Here is a 17,477-nt window from a genome sequence, read left to right on the forward strand (position 1 = left end):
TCCGTGAAAAAGCTCTCCGCACGACGGCGCCATCCGCTGGCGGCGATCGTCGTTCTACTCTTCGCGCTGGCGGCCACCGGGGGGCTGTACGCCGCGTTCGCACCTGCGGGTGAAGCGAAGGCCGAAGCCTCGGCCGCCGCCCAGTCTCTTGCCATCGAGGAGGGCAAGAAGCTCTACGCCGTGGGCTGTTCCAGCTGCCACGGCACCGGCGGCCAGGGCAGCAGCGACGGGCCCAGCCTCGTCGGTGTGGGCGCCGCCGCCGTCGACTTCCAGGTCGGCACCGGCCGGATGCCGATGCAGGCCCCCGGCGTCCAGGCCCCCGCTAAGCCGAAGGTCTACTCCCAGGAGGAGACCGACCAGCTCGCGGCCTACATCGCCTCGCTCGGCCCGGGCCCGACCGTGCCGACCAAGGAGCAGTACAGCCCTGAGGGCCTGAGCGGCGAGGAGATCGCCGAGGGCGGCAACCTCTTCCGCCAGAACTGCGCCCAGTGCCACAACTTCACCGGTGAGGGCGGCGCCCTCACCGACGGCAAGTACGCGCCGGGCCTGAAGGACGTCGACCCGAAGCACATCTACGAGGCCATGGAAACCGGCCCGCAGAACATGCCCGCCTTCCCGGACTCGGTGCTGCCGGAGAAGGAGAAGCGACAGATCATCGCGTACCTGGACAAGGTCAACACCTCCGAGACGCCGACCCCCGGCGGCTGGGGACTCGGAGGCTTCGGTCCCGTCAGCGAGGGACTCTTCGCCTGGACCATTGCCCTCGCCATCCTGGTGGGTGTGACCGTCTGGGTCGCCGCCCGGAACGCCAAGGCCAGGAAGTCATGAGTAGCGAGACTGGATCCCACAACGTGCCAGACGAGAACCTGCCGGCGGAGCCGGGCTCCGCGGGCCACGGGGCACACGACCCCGTGATCGCGGAGGACCCCTTCAAGGACCCGGGCATTCCGCCGCACGAGGACCGCATCCAGGACATCGACGAGCGGGCCGCCAAGCGGTCCGAGCGTGTGGTGGCCATGCTGTTCACGCTGTCCATGGTCGCCACGATCGGCTTCATCGCCTCGTACGTGATCTTCCCCGTGGACCAGATCCGGTACATCTTCCCGCTGGGGCACATCAGCACGCTGAACTTCGCGCTCGGCATGACGCTGGGCATCGCGCTGTTCTGTATCGGCGCCGCCGCGGTCCACTGGTCGCGGACGCTGATGAGCGGTCACGAGTACGTCCAGGAGCGGCACCCGATCGCCGCGACGCCCGAGACCAAGTCCGAGGCGCTGGCGCAGTTCGCCCTCGGCGCCTCGGAGTCCGGTCTCGGCCGCCGCAAGCTGATCCGCAACACCATGTTCGGCGCGCTGGCCCTGGTGCCGCTCTCCGGCGTGATGCTGCTGCGCGACCTCGGTCCGCTGCCCGAGGACAAGCTCTTCCACACCATGTGGCGCAAGGGCCTGCTGCTGGTCAACCAGAACACCGGTGAACCGCTGCGGCCGGAGGACGTCACGGTCGGTTCGCTGACCTTCGCCAAGCCCGAGGGCCTGGAGGAGGACAGCCACGACTTCCACCGTGAGATCGCCAAGGCCGCCCTGATGATCGTCCGGCTGGAGCCGAACGACATCAAGGACAAGCAGCAGCTGGACTGGTCCCACGAGGGCATCGTGGCCTTCTCCAAGATCTGCACCCACGTGGGGTGCCCGGTCAGCCTGTACGAGCAGCAGACCCACCACGTGCTGTGCCCCTGCCACCAGTCGACCTTCGACCTGAGTGACGGTGCACGAGTGATCTTCGGCCCGGCCGGCCACCCCCTGCCGCAGCTGGAGATCAGCGTCAACAAGGACGGTTTCCTCGAGGCACAGGGCGACTTCGCGGAGCCCGTCGGCCCGAGCTTCTGGGAGCGCGGATGAGCACTTCGACAGACAGTCCGAACACCCGGGGCGCAGCCCCCGCCGGTGAACGGGTCGCGGACTGGGCGGACAGCCGTCTGGGGGTCTACGGCGCGGCGAAGAAGAACCTGCGCAAGGTCTTCCCCGACCACTGGTCGTTCCTGCTCGGTGAGATCGCGCTCTACTCGTTCATCATCATCATCCTGACCGGCGTCTACCTCACCATGTTCTACGTGCCGAGCATGGCCGAGGTGCACTACGACGGTCCGTACGTCCCGATGCAGGGCGTGCTGATGTCCGAGGCCTACGCCTCGACCATCGACATCAGCTTCGACGTCCGCGGTGGCCTGCTGATGCGGCAGATCCACCACTGGGCCGCGCTGATCTTCCTGGTCGCGATGTTCGTGCACATGATGCGCGTCTTCTTCACCGGCGCGTTCCGCAAGCCGCGCGAGCTGAACTGGCTGTTCGGCTTCCTGCTGCTGGTGCTCGGCATGTTCACCGGGTTCACCGGCTACTCGCTGCCGGACGACCTGCTCTCCGGCACCGGTGTGCGCTTCATGCAGGGCGCGATCCTCGCGGTGCCGCTGGTCGGCACGTACCTGTCGATGTTCCTCTACGGCGGCGAGTTCCCCGGCACGGAGATCATCCCGAGGTTCTTCACGGCGCACGTGCTGCTGCTGCCGGGCATCATGGTCGGCCTCGTGGTGGCGCACCTGATCCTGGTCTTCTACCACAAGCACACCCAGTACCCCGGGCCCGGACGCACCAACAACAACGTCGTCGGCTTCCCGCTGATGCCGATCTACATGGCCAAGGCGGGCGGCTTCTTCTTCCTGGTCTTCGGCATCATCGCGATGATCTCGGCGGCGGTCAGCATCAACCCCGTCTGGGTGCTCGGTCCCTACCGTCCCGACCTGGTGTCGACCAACGCGCAGCCCGACTGGTACATGGGCTTCTCCGAGGGCCTCATCCGTGTCATGCCCGGCTGGGAGTGGGTCATCCCGACCGGCCACACCATCAACTTCGGTGTGTTCGTGCCGCTGATGATCTTCCCGCTGGTGCTCGCGTCCATCGCGGTCTACCCGTTCTTCGAGAACTGGGTGACCAAGGACAAGAAGGAGCACCACCTGCTGGACCGCCCCCGCAACGCGCCCACCCGGACCGCGTTCGGCATGGCCTGGCTGAGCTGGTACTTCGTCCTGCTCATCGGTGGCGGCAACGACCTGTGGGCGATCCACTTCGACTTGTCGATCAACGCGATCACCTGGTTCGTCCGGATCGGCTTCTTCGTGGTGCCGGTGCTCGTCTTCATCGTGACCAGGCGGATCTGCCTGGGCCTCCAGCGCCGGGACCGCGACAAGGTCCTGCACGGCGCGGAGACCGGCATCATCAAGCGCCTGCCGCACGGTGAGTTCGTCGAGGTCCACGCCCCGCTGCCGCAGGACAAGCTGCACCTGCTCACGCAGCACCACCAGTACGAGCCGGCGGCACTGCCCCCCGCGGAGGACGCCAACGGCGTCCGCCGCAAGGTGAGCCGGCTGGAGAAGCTCCGGGTGAAGCTGAGCCAGGGGTACTACGGCCCGAGCGGCCAGATCCCCAAGCCCACCGCGGAGGAGTACAAGGAGATCACGAGCAGCCACAGCCACCACTGAGCTGTGCGCCGCTACTGATCCGTGGCACCACCGGCCGCAGGGCCCCGTCCGCAGCATGGGACGGGGCCCTGCGGCACGTCCGCGGCTCGATAGGGTGTCGGCAGCAGTGACCGACCCGTGACCAGGAGCGTGACCCATGAGCGCTGTTTCCCCCGTCGGAGGCGACACCGTGGCGGCGCGCACCTGGCCCGACGTGCTGGGCGCCCTCCTCGCCGGCCGCGACCTCTCCTCCCGGGACACCGCCTGGGCCATGCACCGCATCATGCTGGGCGAGGCCACCGACGCGCAGATCGCCGGCTTCGCGGTGGCGCTGCGCGCCAAGGGCGAGACGGTGGAGGAGGTCACCGGGCTGGTCCGCACGATGTACGAGCACGCCAACACCATCGAGGTGCCGGGACCGACGGTGGACATCGTCGGCACCGGCGGCGACCGGGCCAGGACGGTGAACATCTCCACCATGTCGGCCATCGTCGTGGCCGGCACCGGCGCTCGGGTCGTCAAGCACGGCAACCGCGCGGCGTCCTCCGCCAGTGGCTCCTCCGACGTGCTGGAGAAGCTCGGCGTCAACCTCGACCTGAGCCCCGCACGGGTGGCGGAGGTGGCGCAGGAGGCCGGCATCAGCTTCTGCTTCGCGGTGAAGTTCCACCCGGCCCTGCGCCATGTGGCCGGAGCCCGCAGGGAACTGGGCATCCCCACCACCTTCAACTTCCTCGGCCCGCTCACCAACCCGGCCCGCGTCCAGGCCCAGGCCACCGGCGTGGCCGACGCGCGGATGGCGCCGATCATGGCGGGTGTGCTCGCCGAGCGCGGCACCTCCGCGCTGGTCTTCCGCGGCGACGACGGGCTCGACGAGCTGACCACCACCGCCACGTCCACCGTCTGGACGGTGCGCGACCACCGGGTGGAGCGGCAGACTTTCGACCCGCGGGACGTCGGCATCGAGCTGGTGCCGGTGGAGGCCCTGCGCGGTGCGGACGCCGCGCACAACGCCGACGTCGCCCGCCGCCTGCTGGACGGCGAGCGGGGCGCGGTGCGCGACGCGGTGCTGCTCAACTCGGCGGCCGCGCTGGTCGCCCTCACTCCGACGGACGACCCGCTGCCCGAGCAGCTCAGTGCGGGCATGGTCCGGGCCGCCGAGGCCATCGACTCCGGCGCGGCCAAGGCGGCGCTGGACCGGTGGGTGGCCGCCAGCCAGGCCTGACCCCCCGGCCCTGGCCCGTCGAAGCCCGTCCCGCTGGCACAGCCCAACCGGCACAGCCCAACCAGCTCAGCCAGCCCAGCCCACCGTCCCGTCCGGCCGCCGTGCCGGGCGGGACGGCGGCGTGACGGGCCCCGGACCGGCGCGTGCTCAGCATCCGGACGGTGCCGCTGCCGTCGGCGGTCGGTTGTGCCATACTCACGGCAGGTCACGAGTGACAGCGATTTCGGCCCCGGCCCGCTGTCCGGCAACCCTCCTTCCGTGGCGGGGTGCCCCGGGTGATGACCCGGCCGCAGGCAGCGAGGTCTGCGGCAAGCGCGGTAGAGGGAGTTCCCCGATGAGCAAGCGAATGCGTTAGGGCGCAAGCCCCCACCCCCGCATGTCTCCCGGCGGCGTGGTCCGCCGGTTGCTCCGTGAATTCCCTCCACCCCAGTTCCGGGAGATCCCAGCATGTCCGCAACCGCCGCTGCCCCCTGCCGCAACGCCACCGCCGACGCGTCCCTCTCCGCAGCACCCGCAGCCTCCGCTCCCGGTTTCGACGCCGAACCGCTGCCGGTGCTCGGCGCCGACGTGAGCGTGCCGCTCGCCGACGGCGGCGAGCTGCCGTACGCGGCGCTCGACTACGCGGCCAGCGCCCCCGCCCTGCGGCGGGTGTGGGACGACGTCGCCGCCTACGTGCCCTACTACGGCAGCGTGCACCGCGGTGCGGGCTACCTGTCGCAGCTGTCCACCGACCTGTTCGAGCAGAGCCGCGCCACCGTCGCCGACTTCCTCGGCTGCCGGCCGGACGACCAGGTCGTGTTCACCCGCTCCACGACCGACTCGCTCAACCTGCTCGCCGCGGTGCTGCCCGAGGCCACCACCGTCTTCGTCTTCGAGACCGAGCACCACGCCGCGCTGCTCCCGTGGCGCGGCCGGCGCACGGTGTGCCTCGCCGCCCCCCGCAGCCCGCAGCACGCGGTGGCGGTACTGGAGGAGGCGCTGCACGCGGCACCAGAGGGCCCGAAGCTGGTCTGCGTCACCGGCGCCTCCAACGTCACCGGGGAGCTGTGGCCGGTGGCCGAGTTGACCGCCGCCGCGCACCGGCACGGCGCCCGGCTGGTCCTGGACGCCGCCCAGCTGGCCCCGCACCACCGGGTGGACCTGGCCGCGATCGACGCGGACTGGGTCGCGCTGTCCGGGCACAAGCTGTACGCGCCCTTCGGCTCCGGCGTGCTCGCCGGCCGTGCCGACTGGCTGCGCGAGGCCGAGCCGTACCTGGCCGGCGGCGGCGCCAGCCGCCGCGTGGCACGGGACGGTGACGGGCGGCTGGACGTCGAGTGGCACACCACCGCGGCCCGCCACGAGGCCGGCTCGCCCAACGTGATCGGCGCGTACGCGCTGGCCGCTGCCTGCCGGGCCCTGACCGAGGCCGGCTTCGAGCGCCTCGTGGCGCGGGAGCAGCGGCTGCTGGAACGGCTCCTGACCGGCCTGGCGGAGGTGCCGGGGGTGCGGGTGCTCTCGCTGTTCGGCGACGGTGCCCCGAGGGTGGGCGTCGTCTCGTTCGTGGTGGACGGCTGGAACAGCTCGCACCTGGCGGCGGCGCTGTCCGCGGAGTACGCCATCGGTGTCCGCGACGGACTGTTCTGCGCCCACCCGCTGCTGCGTGCCGTGCTGGGCGCGGCGGAGAGCGAGGCGGGTGCCTGCGGCGCGCCGGAGGCGGAGCCGGGGGAGCGGTCGCTGAACGCGGTGCGGGTCAGCTTCGGCGCGGGCACCCCCGCCGAACACGTCGACCGGTTCCTGGCGGCCGTCGCCCGGCTGGTCCGCGACGGCGCCCGGCTGGGCTACCGCACCGAGAACGGGCGCTGCGTGCCTGACCTGGACGCCCCGGTGTCGCGGCCCGCCGGGGCCTGATCCGGGACTGCCCGGCCCGCGGCGGCGGGCGCGTCGCCGCGGGGGGCGCGCCCGCCGGGCGGAAGGGTGCTCAGGCGTCCAGCCCGATGGCGAACGCCGCTTCCAGGTCGTGCGAGGAGTAGGTGCGGAAGGCGATGTGGGTCTCGGTGGAGAGCACACCGGGGACCTTGCTGATCCGGCCCGGGATGACCTCGGCCAGGTCGTCGTGGCGAGCCACCCGCACCATGGCCACCAGGTCGTGGGCGCCCGTCACCGAGTAGACCTCGCTGACGCCGTCCAGGGCCGCGATCTGCTCGGCGATCTCCGGAATCCGGTCGGTGCTGGTCTTGATGAGCACGATCGAAGTGATCACGTCTGGGTCTCTCCCTCGGTCGCCTGAGCTGGCCCGCTCACTCTAACCGCCCGCCCGGACCCGCCCCCGCGCGGCGAGGACCGCGGCGGAACCCCTCGTGCGGGTGGCCGTTCGGGGTCGGAGCGGGGTCCGGGCGGCAGCCGGAGGGGGCGCGCGCGGGCTTGGTGACGCTTCGGTTGCCCTGCGGCGGCCCGGCACACTCGGGGCCCCGCAGGCCGTAGGGTTGCGGGTGACGACGCGGGCGCGGTACTCCGCAGCTCCCGGGCCCTCCGAGCGAAGAAGAGGACGACACCATGCCGGTCCCTCCACCCACCGCCGCGACCCGCTGGCGCTGCACCCTGTGCGGCAACCTGACCCGGTTCGACGTGACGCGCACCAGCCGGGTGGTGGAGTACGTGCACCTGGACCTCGCCGGTGAGCCCAGCGTGGAGGAGACCGAGGTCGTCAGCGAGGCCGTGGAGTCGGTGCGCTGCCGCTGGTGCAACGCGGTGGACCAGGTCGAGCTGGTGGACCGCCCCGGCGCCCAGGTCTGACGGACGGGCGGGTGTGAGCGGTGCAGGAACGGACGGGTGGCGAACCGGCCACCCCGGCGGAGCCGGGCGGCGGTGAGGGCGCGGAGGCCGAGGCGCTCGACCGGCCGCTGCCCGAGCGGGTGCGGCGCCGGGTGGTGGCGTTCACCGGCGACGCCCTGGGCGGGCTGACCGTCGCGGAACTGCCCGCACCCCTGCGCCAGTACGCCCGCTTCACACCCGCGCGCCGGGCCAAGTACGGCGGCAACGCGATGGCGGCGGCGCTGGCCGCTGACACGGTCTTCCGGCAGCGCATCGCCGGCCGGTTCCGCGAGCTGGAACCGGAGCTGGCACGGGCCGTCGAGGGCGGGGCACCGCCGGCCGCGGCCGACCCGGTGGACGTGGCTGCCGCGGCGTACGTGCTGCGTCCCGACGGCTGGGTGAAGCTGGTCGCCGCCGCGAGCGAGGAGGCGCAGCGCGCCGAGGCCGAGCGGGCCGGTGAGGAGGCCCAGCGGGAACTGGCCCGGCTGCGCGAGGAACTGGACCACGCGCGGACCGCCGCCCGCGAGGAGACCGAGCGCTACCGCACCGAACTCGACGCCGCACGCAAGGAGTCGGACGCACTGCAGCGCCGGCTGCGCAGCGCGCTCAGCGACGTCAAGCGCGGCGAGGCGGAGGTCCGCAGGACACGCGCGCTGCTGGAGGAGGCCCAGGCGGGCGCGGCCACGCACAAGGCGGCGGCCGACAGTGAGGCGCGCCGGCTGAGGACCCGCCTCGCGGAGGCCGAGGGTGCGCTGGAGAGCAGCCGCCGCGCGGTGCGCGAGGGGCGCAGCGTGGAGGACATGCGGGTGCGCCTGCTGCTGGACACGGTGCTGGACGCGGCCCAGGGGCTGCGTCGCGAGCTGGCGCTGCCCCCGGCCGCGCTGCATCCGGCGGACACCGTGGACGCGGTCGAGCCCGGCCGCATGACGCCGAAGGACATCGCCCGGCGTGCGCTGTCGGAGGACGACCCGGCGCTGCTCGACCAACTCCTCGCACTGCCGCAGGTGCACCTGCTGGTCGACGGCTACAACGTCACCAAGACCGGTTATCCGACACTGCCGTTGGAAAAGCAACGACTGCGGCTTCTGGGTGGTTTGTCGGTGCTCGCCGCGCACTCCGGCGCCGAGGTCACCTGCGTCTTCGACGGTGCGGAACTGGTGGCACCGGTACTGCTCGCACCACCTCGGGGCGTAAGGGTCCTTTTCAGCAAACCGGGGCAGACCGCCGACGAGTTGATCCGCCGGCTCACCCGTGCCGAGCCCGAGGGGCGTCCCGTGGTGGTCGTCTCCACCGACCGGGAGGTGGCAGACGGGGTCGCCGCCGCCGGGGCGCGGCCGGTCGCATCGGCCCTGCTTCTCAAGCGACTTGCCCGGACCTGAGGCCTCCGCGGGTCTACGCAGGGTCAGGCGGCGGTCGCTGCCAGTGCGGTGAAGGTAAAGGATCTGCTCGCGCAACGAGATTTTGCCCGGGAGGATTTGATGCCTGGGTGGCACGTGGCTATGGTCAGGGCTCGAACCTTCGCGCGGTCGATCACTCATCCGGGGTGTCAGCGGAGGAACCGCCGATTCCGTGGTGTGTACACGGAGCCGGGAGTGACGTCCCCCAACACTCCGGCAGGCGGCTGAGGAAGAAGGAGCTCGCCCGAGTGGCGTCCCACCGTCGTCCCAAGCAGCCCAGCCGTGCCCGTGCGACCGTTCTCACTGCGACCGCCGCGGCAGCTGTGGCCCTCTCCACCCAGGCGGCCTCGGCGGATCCCGCGCCGGACCCGAACAAGAAGGGCGTGCAGGCAGAGGTCGACCGCCTGCACGAGGAGGCGACCCAGGCGACGGAGAAGTACAACGGCGCCAACGAGAAGGCCAAGAAGCTCCAGAAGCAGGTCGACCGCGTCCAGGACACCGTGGCCCGCGGCCAGGGTGAACTCAACGACATGCGCAACGCCCTCGGTGCCGTGGCCACCGCCCAGTACCGCAGCGGCGGCGTCGACCCGACAGTGCAGCTGATCCTCTCCGCCGACCCGGACGAGTACCTGGCGAAGGCGGCGACGCTCGACCAGCTCAGCAGCAAGCAGCTCGGCGCCCTGCAGAAGATCCAGACCAAGCAGCGCACGCTGGAGCAGCAGCGCAAGGAGGCCGGCGAGAAGCTCAAGGAACTCGCCGACACCCGCAAGGAACTCGCGGCCAAGAAGTCCGAGATCCAGGGCAAGCTCGCCAAGGCGCAGCGCCTGCTGAACACCATGACGGCGAAGGAGAAGGCCGCCGCGGCGGCCGAGAAGGCAGCCGAGGACGCGCGGGCCACCCGCAGCAGCGCCAGCGCCCGCACCGAGCTGGGCAACCAGGCCGGCGCGTCGCAGCGCGGCAGCGGCGCCCTGAGTGCGGCCCAGTCCAAGGTCGGCTCGCCCTACGTGTGGGGCGCCACCGGCCCCAACTCCTTCGACTGCTCGGGCCTGACGTCCTGGGCCTTCAACCAGGCCGGCGTCTCCATCCCGCGCACCTCGCAGGCACAGGCCAACGCCGGTACCCGGATCAACTCCATGAGCGACCTGCGCCCCGGCGACCTGGTGCTGCTGCGCAGCGACCTCAGCCACGTCGGCTTCTACGCCGGCAACGGCCAGATGCTGCACGCCCCGAAGCCCGGCGCCAACGTCCGCTACGAGTCCATCAGCGGCAGCGGCATGCCGTTCATGTGGGGCGTCCGCATCGGCTGACGTACCGCCGACCGGTCCGGGCTGCCACCGGCCCGGGCCGCGACCGGGCCGGAATCCACCGGCCGTCGCGCCGCCACACTCCTCCCTACGGGTGATTCCGCACCGCCGTGACTGACCGCGTCGCGGCGGTGACCTGCGCCCGGGACGCTGTGTCACATTCCGTGCCGCCGAGGGTTCTTGGTGCTGGTGTGACGCCGGGGCTACTGTCTGCGAGCGCAGTCCCCGAACGGGGAGGCGTCAGCGGAAGGAGCGCGGACAACCGTGGCGACGCACCGGTCCAATCGGCACATCTCGCCGCCCGGCCTCGGCCGTGGTGCCCGGGTCACCGCCCTGTCGGCGGCTGCGGGAGCGGCTGCCGTGATCACGGCCGTCCCGGCTCTCGCCGACCCCGCGCAGCCCACGGTGGAGTCCGCCGGTACGCGCGTGGACCAGCTCTACGCGGAGGCCGAACGCGCCACCGAGAAGTACAACGCCACCGCCGAGAAGGTCGACGAGCTGCGCGAACAGGTCGAGCGCGCCCAGGACCGGGCCGCCCGCGGCCAGGCCGCCGTCAACCGGATGCGCGGCGCGCTGGCCGCTGTGGCCGGCGCCCAGTACCGCTCCGCCGGGCTCGACCCGACGGTCGCGCTGATCCTCTCGGAGAACCCCGAGGACTACCTGGACAAGGCCGCGACGCTCGACCGGATCAGCAACCGGCACTCCGGCAAGCTCCGCGAACTCCTGCGCGCTCAGCGCTCCCTGGCCCAGCAGCGGACCGAGGCGGGCACGAAGCTCACCCAGCTGGAGCACCACGGCAAGGAACTCCAGCGGCACAAGAAGGCCGTGCAGAGCAAGCTCGGCGCCGCCCGCCGGCTGCTCAACCGGCTGACGCCCGAGGAGCGTTCCGACCGCGAGCGCGCCTCCCGCAGCGGAACCCGCCCCGACGGTGTGCTGCCGGACGCCTCGCAGGCGCCCTCCGGCCGGGCCGGGGCGGCGGTGGCCGCCGCGCGCGGTGCCGTCGGCCGCCCCTACGTGTGGGGCGCCGCCGGGCCCAGCGCCTTCGATTGCGCCGGGCTCACCCAGTGGGCGTACGCCCAGGCCGGGGTGTCGGTGCCGCGCACCTCGCAGGGCCAGGCCCACGCGGGCCGCCGGGTGCCGCTCTCCCAGGCCCAGCCGGGCGACCTCGTCGTCTACCGCGGCGACGCCAGCCATGTGGCGATGTACGTGGGCAACGGCCAGGTCGTGCACGCGCCCTACCCGGGCGCGCAGGTGCGGTACGACCCGGTCAACATGATGCCGGTGAGCGCGGTCAGCCGGCCCTGACCGGCCGGGCCCAGGAGCCCGCCGGCCGCCCGTCGCCGTACGATCGTCCCGTGGCGGGACGCGGCTGGGCGACGCGGCCGTGGGCGGCGGCCGTCCTCGCGGCCCTGCTGGCGCTGCCCGCCGCCTGCGCCGCCCCTGCCCCGGTGCCCGCGCCGCGCGAGGAACTGGGACAGCTGCTGGCACGGCAGTCGGCCGCGGTCACCGCGGGTGACCGCGACGCCTACCTCGCCGAGATCGACCCGGCGGCGACCGGCTACGCGGCGCTGCGCCGCCAGGCCTTCGACAACCTGCGCGCCCTCCCGCTGGAGCAGTGGTCCTACCGCCTGCTGTCGGTGCACCCACTGCCCGAGGACGGCGACCGCGCGGTGGTCCGGGCGGAGCTGAGCCACCGGCTGCGCGGCCACGACCGCACCCCCGTCACAGACGAGGAGCAGTGGGACGCGGTCCGCCGCGGTGACCGCTGGTACCTGAGCGGGGAACGGGACGGAAGCGCCCGCCAGCTGTGGGAGCAGGGCGCGTTGACCGTGCAGCGGGGCAGCCGCAGCCTGGTGCTCGGCGTCGGGCGGGACCGTGCCTCGCTGCGCGAGCTGGCCGCCGAGGCCGACCGCGCGGTGCCCGCCGTGGACGCGGCATGGAAGCGGCCCTGGACGCGCCGGGTCGTGGTGCTGGCGCCCGCCGGAGTCAACGAGATGGCCGAGCTGCTCGGTGCGCCGCCCGCCGACTACCGCGGCATCGCCGCCGTCACCACCAGCGCGGGCGACCCGGGCGCGCACGCCGAGCGCGGGGACGGCACGGCCCGGCACCGGGCATCCGCCGACCCCGGCCCGACGTCCGGCCCGGCGCCGGCGGTCCGTGTGCTGGTCAACCCAGGCGCGTACGGCGCGCTCAGCGCGGAGGGGCGCCGGGTCGTGATGACCCACGAGGTGACGCACGCCGCCACCCGGGGCGCCACCACCGCCGCCACGCCGCTGTGGCTCTCCGAGGGCTTCGCCGACTGGGCCGGATACCTCGGCACCGACCGCACCCCGGAGCAGGCCGCCCCGGAACTGGCCCGCGAGGTGCGCGCCGGCCGGGTGCCCCGGCAACTGCCCTCCGACGAGGACTTCACCTTCGGCCGGTCCGCCGCCGAGCTGGCCCTCGCCTACGAGGGCGGGTGGCTGGCCTGCCTGCTCATCGCCCGCGACTGGGGCCCGAAGGCGCCCGGAGACCTCTACCGGGCGATGGGCGGGCAGAGCGCGGACGCGGCGCTGCGCGAGGTGCTGGGCGTCGGCGAGGCCGAGTTCACCGCTCGCTGGCGCGACCACCTGCGGGCCGAACTCGGCGGCTCACCGGCGCGGCGACCGCAGGGCTGAACACGCGGGCTCCGCCGTGCCCGGCCCCGCCCGGACCCGGTTCCGGGCGGTCCCCGGCCGTCACCGTGCTGCGCCACAGCGCCGCACCGGCCAGCAGCGAGGCGGCCACCAGCAGCCCGTTCCGCACCACCAGCAGTGTCACGCCGACCGCGTCGCTCGCCACCACGTGCCCGAAACCGAGCGGGAACTCCAGCAGCGTGAAGAAGGTCGCGGCCAGCACCAGCAGGGCCGGTCCCCGCATGTGCCACGAACGCAGCGCCAGGCACACCGCGGCCAGGCCCACCAGCCACAGCAGGTACTGCGGGCTGAGCACACGGCTGGTGGTGGTGAACAGCAGCACCGCGGTGAACGCCGCGTCGGCGGGAGTGGCCGCCGTCCAGCGCCGGGCCCGCAGCCGCCACCACAGCAGCCAGCCGAAGGCGAGGGCCGTCAGTACCAGCGACCCCGCCGCGACCGCCTCCACGTGCGGGCCGAGGAACTCCATCGACCCGTAGTGCAGCCTCACCTCCCCCTCCCAGCCGAACTGCCGGGCGACGTGCAGTACCAGCGCGCCCAGCGACTCCACCTCCACACCGCGGTCCCGCTGCGCCGTCAGGAAGTCCAGCGCGCCCGGCATCGCCGCGGTGAACAGTGCCGTGAGCAGCACCCCGGTGGCCAGCGCCGCCAGCCACGCCGCGCGGGTCGCCCGGCCGCGCGGCGTGCCGACCAGGATCAGCGCCGGCCACACCTTCAGCAGCGCGCCGAAAGCGGCCAGCGCGCCCGCGGCACGGGGGTGCCGGGCAGCGGTGAGCAGCGCGGCCACCGCCACCGCCGTCACCATCACGTCGTACCGGGCGAAGGCTGTCGGCCCCAGCAGCGGCACCCCGGCCACCCACACCCAGGCGCCCGCCACGCTGCGCCCGGCGCCGCGCCCGGCGCGCAGCAGCGCGGCGAACACCGCCGCGTCGGTGAGCAGCGCCAGGACGAAGAACGCCGCCGGGTAGGACAGGAACGGCAGCAGGGCGGGGGCGAGCACGGGCAGCGCGGCGCCCGGCGGGTACTGCCACGTCACGTCGTCCAGCGGGAAGCTGCCCGTGCGCAGCACCTCGTACCAGTTCCGGTAGATCACCGACACGTCGGTGGTGACGTCCGGGCCCGGCAGGGTCAGCACGTGGAACACCAGGAGCAGCAGCAGGACGCGGGTGGCGGCCCAGACGAGGCAGGCGGTCCGGGCGGTGGGGGGCGCACGCATGACCCGACCGTACGCTGCGCGCCCGGCCACCCGGTACTGTCGTCGCCGATGTACGAGACGATGCGCAAGACGCTGATTGTCACCAACGACTTCCCGCCCCGCCCCGGCGGCATCCAGGCGTTCCTGCACAGCTTGGCGCTGCGGCTGGACCCGGACCGGGTGGTCGTCTACGCCTCGACGTGGAACCGGACCGCCGAGGGGCGCGCGGAGACGTCGCGGTTCGACGCCGAGCAGCCTTTCGCGGTGGTGCGCGACCGCGCCACGATGCTGCTGCCCACCCCGCGCGCGACCCGCCGCGCGGTGGGACTGCTTCGGGAACACGGCTGCACCGCGGTGTGGTTCGGCGCGGCGGCACCGCTGGGCCTGATGGCCCCCGCGCTGCGGGACGCCGGGGCGGAGCGGATCATCGCGACGACCCACGGCCACGAGGCGGGCTGGGCCCAGCTGCCGGGCGCCCGGCGGCTGCTGCGCCGGGTCGGGGACGGGGTGGACACCGTCACCTACCTCGGTGAGTACACCCGCTCCCGGATCGCCCCGGCGCTCTCCCCGGCGGCGGCCGACCGGATGGTCCAACTGCCGCCCGGCGTCGACGAGAAGACCTTCCACCCGGGTTCCGGCGGCGACCGGGTGCGGGCCCGGCTGGGCCTGAGCGAGCGCCCGGTCGTGGTGTGCGTCTCCCGCCTCGTCCCGCGCAAGGGCCAGGACACCCTGATCCGCGCGCTGCCGCGGGTCCTGTCCGAGGTGCCCGACACCGTGCTGCTCGTCGTCGGCGGGGGCCCCTACGAGGGCGAGCTGCGGCGCCTGGCGTCCACGACGGGCGTGGCCGACGCCGTCCGGTTCACCGGGTCGGTGCCGTGGGCGGAGCTGCCCGCCCACTACGGGGCCGGCGACGTCTTCGCCATGCCCTGCCGGACCCGCCGCGGCGGCCTCGACGTCGAGGGGCTGGGCATCGTCTACCTGGAGGCGTCCGCCACCGGCCTACCGGTGGTCGGCGGCGACTCCGGCGGCGCGCCCGACGCGGTGCTCGACGGCGAGACCGGCTGGGTGGTTCGCGGCGGCGACGCCGAGCAGACCGCGGACCGGCTGGTCAGCCTGCTGCGCGACCCGGAACTGCGGCAGCGCATGGGACGGCGCGGTCGGCAGTGGGTCGAGGAGCGCTGGCGCTGGGACCTGCTGGCCGAACGGCTCCGCGCCCTGCTGTGACGCCGTCAGGTCGGGTCCGGCCGCGACCGGACCCGCCCCGCCCACCGCTGAGTCCGCCCCCGTGCGACTCAGCGGTGGGCGGGGCGGTGGTCAGTACGCGAACGTCCTGCCCGTGCAGGTCCGAGCGCCGCGGGTGACGCAGCCTCAGGAGTGGGGCGGGACGCCGTCAGGAGTAGAGGGCTTCGATCTCCTGTGCGAAGTCCTTCACGACCACGTTGCGCTTGAGCTTCAGCGACGGCGTGACATGCCCGGACTCCTCGCTGAACTGGGCGTCCAGCACCCGGAACTTGCGCACCGACTCGGCGCGCGACACGGCGGCGTTGCCGTCGTCCACCGCGCCCTGCACCGCGGCGAGCAGATCGGCGTCGGCGAGCAGTTCGGCGTGTGAGAGCTTGTCCTTGCCGTGCTCGGCCGCCCAGCGCGGCAGGAACTCCTCGTCCAGGGTGATCAGGGCGGCCACGAACGGCCGCCCGTCGCCGACCACCATGCACTCGCCGACCAGCGCGTGGGCGCGGATGCGGTCCTCGATGACCGCCGGGGCGACGTTCTTGCCGCCCGCCGTCACCAGGATCTCCTTCTTGCGCCCGGTGATGGCGAGATAGCCGTCCTCGTCGAGTGTGCCGATGTCACCGGTGTGGAACCAGCCGTCGGCGAGTGCCTCGTCGGTGGCGGCCTTGTTGTTCCAGTAACCGGTGAACAGGTGGTCGCCGTGCAGCAGCACCTCGCCGTCGTCGGCGATCCGCACCACCGAGCCCGGCAGCGGCTGGCCGACCGTGCCGATCTTCTGCCGGTCCCACGGGTTGAAGCCCGTCGCCGCGCAGGTCTCGGTCAGTCCGTAGCCCTCCAGCACGGTGAACCCGATGCCGCGGTAGAAGTGGCCCAGGCGCTCGCCGAGCGCCGCGCCGCCGGAGATGGCGTGCGTCGCGCGGCCGCCCAGTACCGCGCGGAGCTTGGAGAAGACGAGCTTGTCGAACAGCTTGTGGGTGAGTTTCAGCCGCAGCGACGGCCCGGCGGGGTCGTCCATGGCCCGGCTCCACGCGATCGCGGTGGCCGACGCCCGGTCGAAGATCTTGCCCTTGCCGTCGGCCTGCGCCTTGGCCCGCGCCGAGTTGTAGACCTTCTCGAAGACGCGCGGCACGCCGAGCACGATGGTCGGCTGGAACGAGGCCAGCTCGTCGGTGAGGTTCTTCACGTCGGGCACGTGGCCCAGGCGGATCGGTGCCATCACCGCCGCCAGCTGCACCATGCGCCCGAAGACGTGCGCGGCCGGGAGGAACAGCAGGACCGAGGACTCCCCGGTACGGAACAGCGGGCGCAGCCGCTCCACGACGTTGCCGCACTCGGCGAAGAACGAACGGTGCGTCAGCACGCAGCCCTTGGGGCGCCCGGTGGTGCCGGAGGTGTAGACGATGGTGGCCGGGGAGTCGGCGTGGGCGGTCGAGCTGCGCTCGTCCACCGTCTCCTCGCTGATCTCCGCGCCGGCCGCCCCCAGCTCGGCCACGGCGCCGTCGTCGATGGTCCACACCCGGCGCAGCTCGGACAGCTCGGCGGACACGGACGCGACGCACTCGGCGTGCGCGGCGGTCTCCACCAGGATGGCGACGGCCCCCGAGTCACCGAGGATCCAGGCCACCTGCTCGGGGGAGCTGGTCTCGTAGACCGGCACGGTCACCCCGCCGGCGCTCCAGATGGCGAAGTCCAGCAGCGTCCACTCGTAGCGGGTGCGCGACATCAGTGCGACGCGGTCGCCCGGCTGCACACCCGCCGCGATCAGCCCCTTGGCGGCGGTGCGGACCTCGGCGAGGAACTCCCTGGCCGTCAGGTCCTGCCAGCCGCCACCGGCGGTGCCGGGGGCCTTGCGGGCGATCACCGCCACATCGGAGTGCTGGACGGCGTTCCGACGGATCAGATCAGTCAGGTTTCCGTCCGCGGGGACCTCGTACAGGGCCGGAAGGCTGAACTCGCGCAAGACTGCTGCTCCTCATCGGCGCCGGAACGGGGGCCGCTGCGGGTCGGCCTCCGTTGGCTCGCCCCTGGGCGTTCGCGGCCCCGGGGGTGGACGGCCCGGACGTTACCCATCGGTATGGCCGTCGGTACAGGGGGAAAGGCCAGATGTTCGCTGTGTCACATATGCCCGGGAGGCGAGTCGCCCCCAGTCG

General features: G+C 73.0%; 14 protein-coding genes and 1 riboswitch. Of the genes, 11 read left to right on the forward strand and 3 right to left on the reverse strand.

Features of this window, described 5'->3' with window-relative positions; all coding sequences use genetic code 11:
* Positions 1-3 precede the first annotated feature (3 nt).
* The 5 genes from qcrC (at position 4) to QNO07_RS19310 (ending at position 6,623) form a co-directional block, all read left to right on the forward strand.
* Positions 4-828 carry a cytochrome bc1 complex diheme cytochrome c subunit gene (gene qcrC / locus QNO07_RS19290; RefSeq protein ID WP_283993427.1) on the forward strand — a complete coding sequence of 275 codons (825 nt, stop codon included), beginning with the start codon at positions 4-6 and terminating at the stop codon, positions 826-828.
* On the forward strand, positions 825-1,898 hold the full coding sequence (qcrA, locus tag QNO07_RS19295; RefSeq protein ID WP_283993428.1) for a cytochrome bc1 complex Rieske iron-sulfur subunit: 1,074 nt from the start codon (positions 825-827) through the stop codon (positions 1,896-1,898). Before qcrC ends, qcrA begins: the two co-directional genes overlap by 4 nt.
* Entirely contained in the window at positions 1,895-3,532 is a 1,638-nt protein-coding gene (qcrB, locus tag QNO07_RS19300) for a cytochrome bc1 complex cytochrome b subunit (RefSeq protein WP_283993429.1), read from the forward strand. Before qcrA ends, qcrB begins: the two co-directional genes overlap by 4 nt.
* Positions 3,533-3,668: 136 nt before the next feature.
* The gene (trpD, locus tag QNO07_RS19305) at positions 3,669-4,733 is read left to right on the forward strand and encodes an anthranilate phosphoribosyltransferase (protein WP_283993430.1); all 1,065 of its coding nucleotides are present in this window, start codon (positions 3,669-3,671) and stop codon (positions 4,731-4,733) included.
* 203 nt (positions 4,734-4,936) lie between these two features.
* A riboswitch (SAM riboswitch) is annotated at positions 4,937-5,054 on the forward strand.
* A gap of 126 nt (positions 5,055-5,180) precedes the next feature.
* Positions 5,181-6,623 carry an aminotransferase class V-fold PLP-dependent enzyme gene (locus tag QNO07_RS19310; RefSeq protein WP_283993431.1) on the forward strand — a complete coding sequence of 481 codons (1,443 nt, stop codon included), beginning with the start codon at positions 5,181-5,183 and terminating at the stop codon, positions 6,621-6,623.
* 70 nt (positions 6,624-6,693) lie between these two features.
* On the opposite strand, the gene QNO07_RS19315 is transcribed toward QNO07_RS19310, so the two are convergent.
* Positions 6,694-6,975: an Lrp/AsnC family transcriptional regulator gene (locus tag QNO07_RS19315; protein ID WP_283993432.1), complete on the reverse strand. Its 282-nt coding sequence runs from the start codon at positions 6,973-6,975 to the stop codon at positions 6,694-6,696.
* 293 nt (positions 6,976-7,268) lie between these two features.
* Between QNO07_RS19315 and QNO07_RS19320 the strand changes: the two genes are divergently transcribed.
* The 5 genes from QNO07_RS19320 to QNO07_RS19340 all read left to right on the forward strand — a co-directional run bounded on the left by QNO07_RS19320 (position 7,269) and on the right by QNO07_RS19340 (position 12,884).
* On the forward strand, positions 7,269-7,508 hold the full coding sequence (locus tag QNO07_RS19320; RefSeq protein ID WP_283993433.1) for a hypothetical protein: 240 nt from the start codon (positions 7,269-7,271) through the stop codon (positions 7,506-7,508).
* Positions 7,509-7,528: 20 nt separating this feature from the next.
* The gene (locus tag QNO07_RS19325) at positions 7,529-8,905 is read left to right on the forward strand and encodes an NYN domain-containing protein (RefSeq protein WP_502961883.1); all 1,377 of its coding nucleotides are present in this window, start codon (positions 7,529-7,531) and stop codon (positions 8,903-8,905) included.
* A gap of 266 nt (positions 8,906-9,171) precedes the next feature.
* Positions 9,172-10,230 (forward strand): C40 family peptidase, encoded by a 1,059-nt coding sequence (locus tag QNO07_RS19330; RefSeq protein ID WP_283993434.1) that lies wholly within the window; start codon positions 9,172-9,174, stop codon positions 10,228-10,230.
* Between the two features lie 261 nt (positions 10,231-10,491).
* Positions 10,492-11,532: a C40 family peptidase gene (locus QNO07_RS19335; protein ID WP_283993435.1), complete on the forward strand. Its 1,041-nt coding sequence runs from the start codon at positions 10,492-10,494 to the stop codon at positions 11,530-11,532.
* A 50-nt stretch (positions 11,533-11,582) separates the two neighbouring features.
* Complete coding sequence (locus QNO07_RS19340; protein ID WP_283993436.1) at positions 11,583-12,884, forward strand: hypothetical protein; 1,302 nt, start codon at positions 11,583-11,585, stop codon at positions 12,882-12,884.
* On the opposite strand, the gene QNO07_RS19345 is transcribed toward QNO07_RS19340, so the two are convergent.
* Positions 12,814-14,115: a glycosyltransferase 87 family protein gene (locus tag QNO07_RS19345; protein WP_283993437.1), complete on the reverse strand. Its 1,302-nt coding sequence runs from the start codon at positions 14,113-14,115 to the stop codon at positions 12,814-12,816. The two genes, QNO07_RS19340 and QNO07_RS19345, sit on opposite strands and share 71 nt — an antisense overlap.
* A 60-nt stretch (positions 14,116-14,175) precedes the next feature.
* Here QNO07_RS19345 and QNO07_RS19350 point away from each other — a divergent pair, with 60 nt between their 5' ends.
* Positions 14,176-15,318 carry a glycosyltransferase family 4 protein gene (locus QNO07_RS19350; protein WP_283993510.1) on the forward strand — a complete coding sequence of 381 codons (1,143 nt, stop codon included), beginning with the start codon at positions 14,176-14,178 and terminating at the stop codon, positions 15,316-15,318.
* Positions 15,319-15,484: 166 nt separating this feature from the next.
* Here the strand turns inward: QNO07_RS19350 and QNO07_RS19355 are convergent, their stop codons facing one another.
* On the reverse strand, positions 15,485-17,287 hold the full coding sequence (locus tag QNO07_RS19355) for an AMP-dependent synthetase/ligase (protein WP_283993438.1): 1,803 nt from the start codon (positions 17,285-17,287) through the stop codon (positions 15,485-15,487).
* Positions 17,288-17,477: the final 190 nt, after the last annotated feature.

Origin of the sequence: Streptomyces sp. 549 (assembly GCF_030124175.1) — a bacterium.
In the GTDB taxonomy this organism is placed as follows: domain Bacteria; phylum Actinomycetota; class Actinomycetes; order Streptomycetales; family Streptomycetaceae; genus Streptomyces.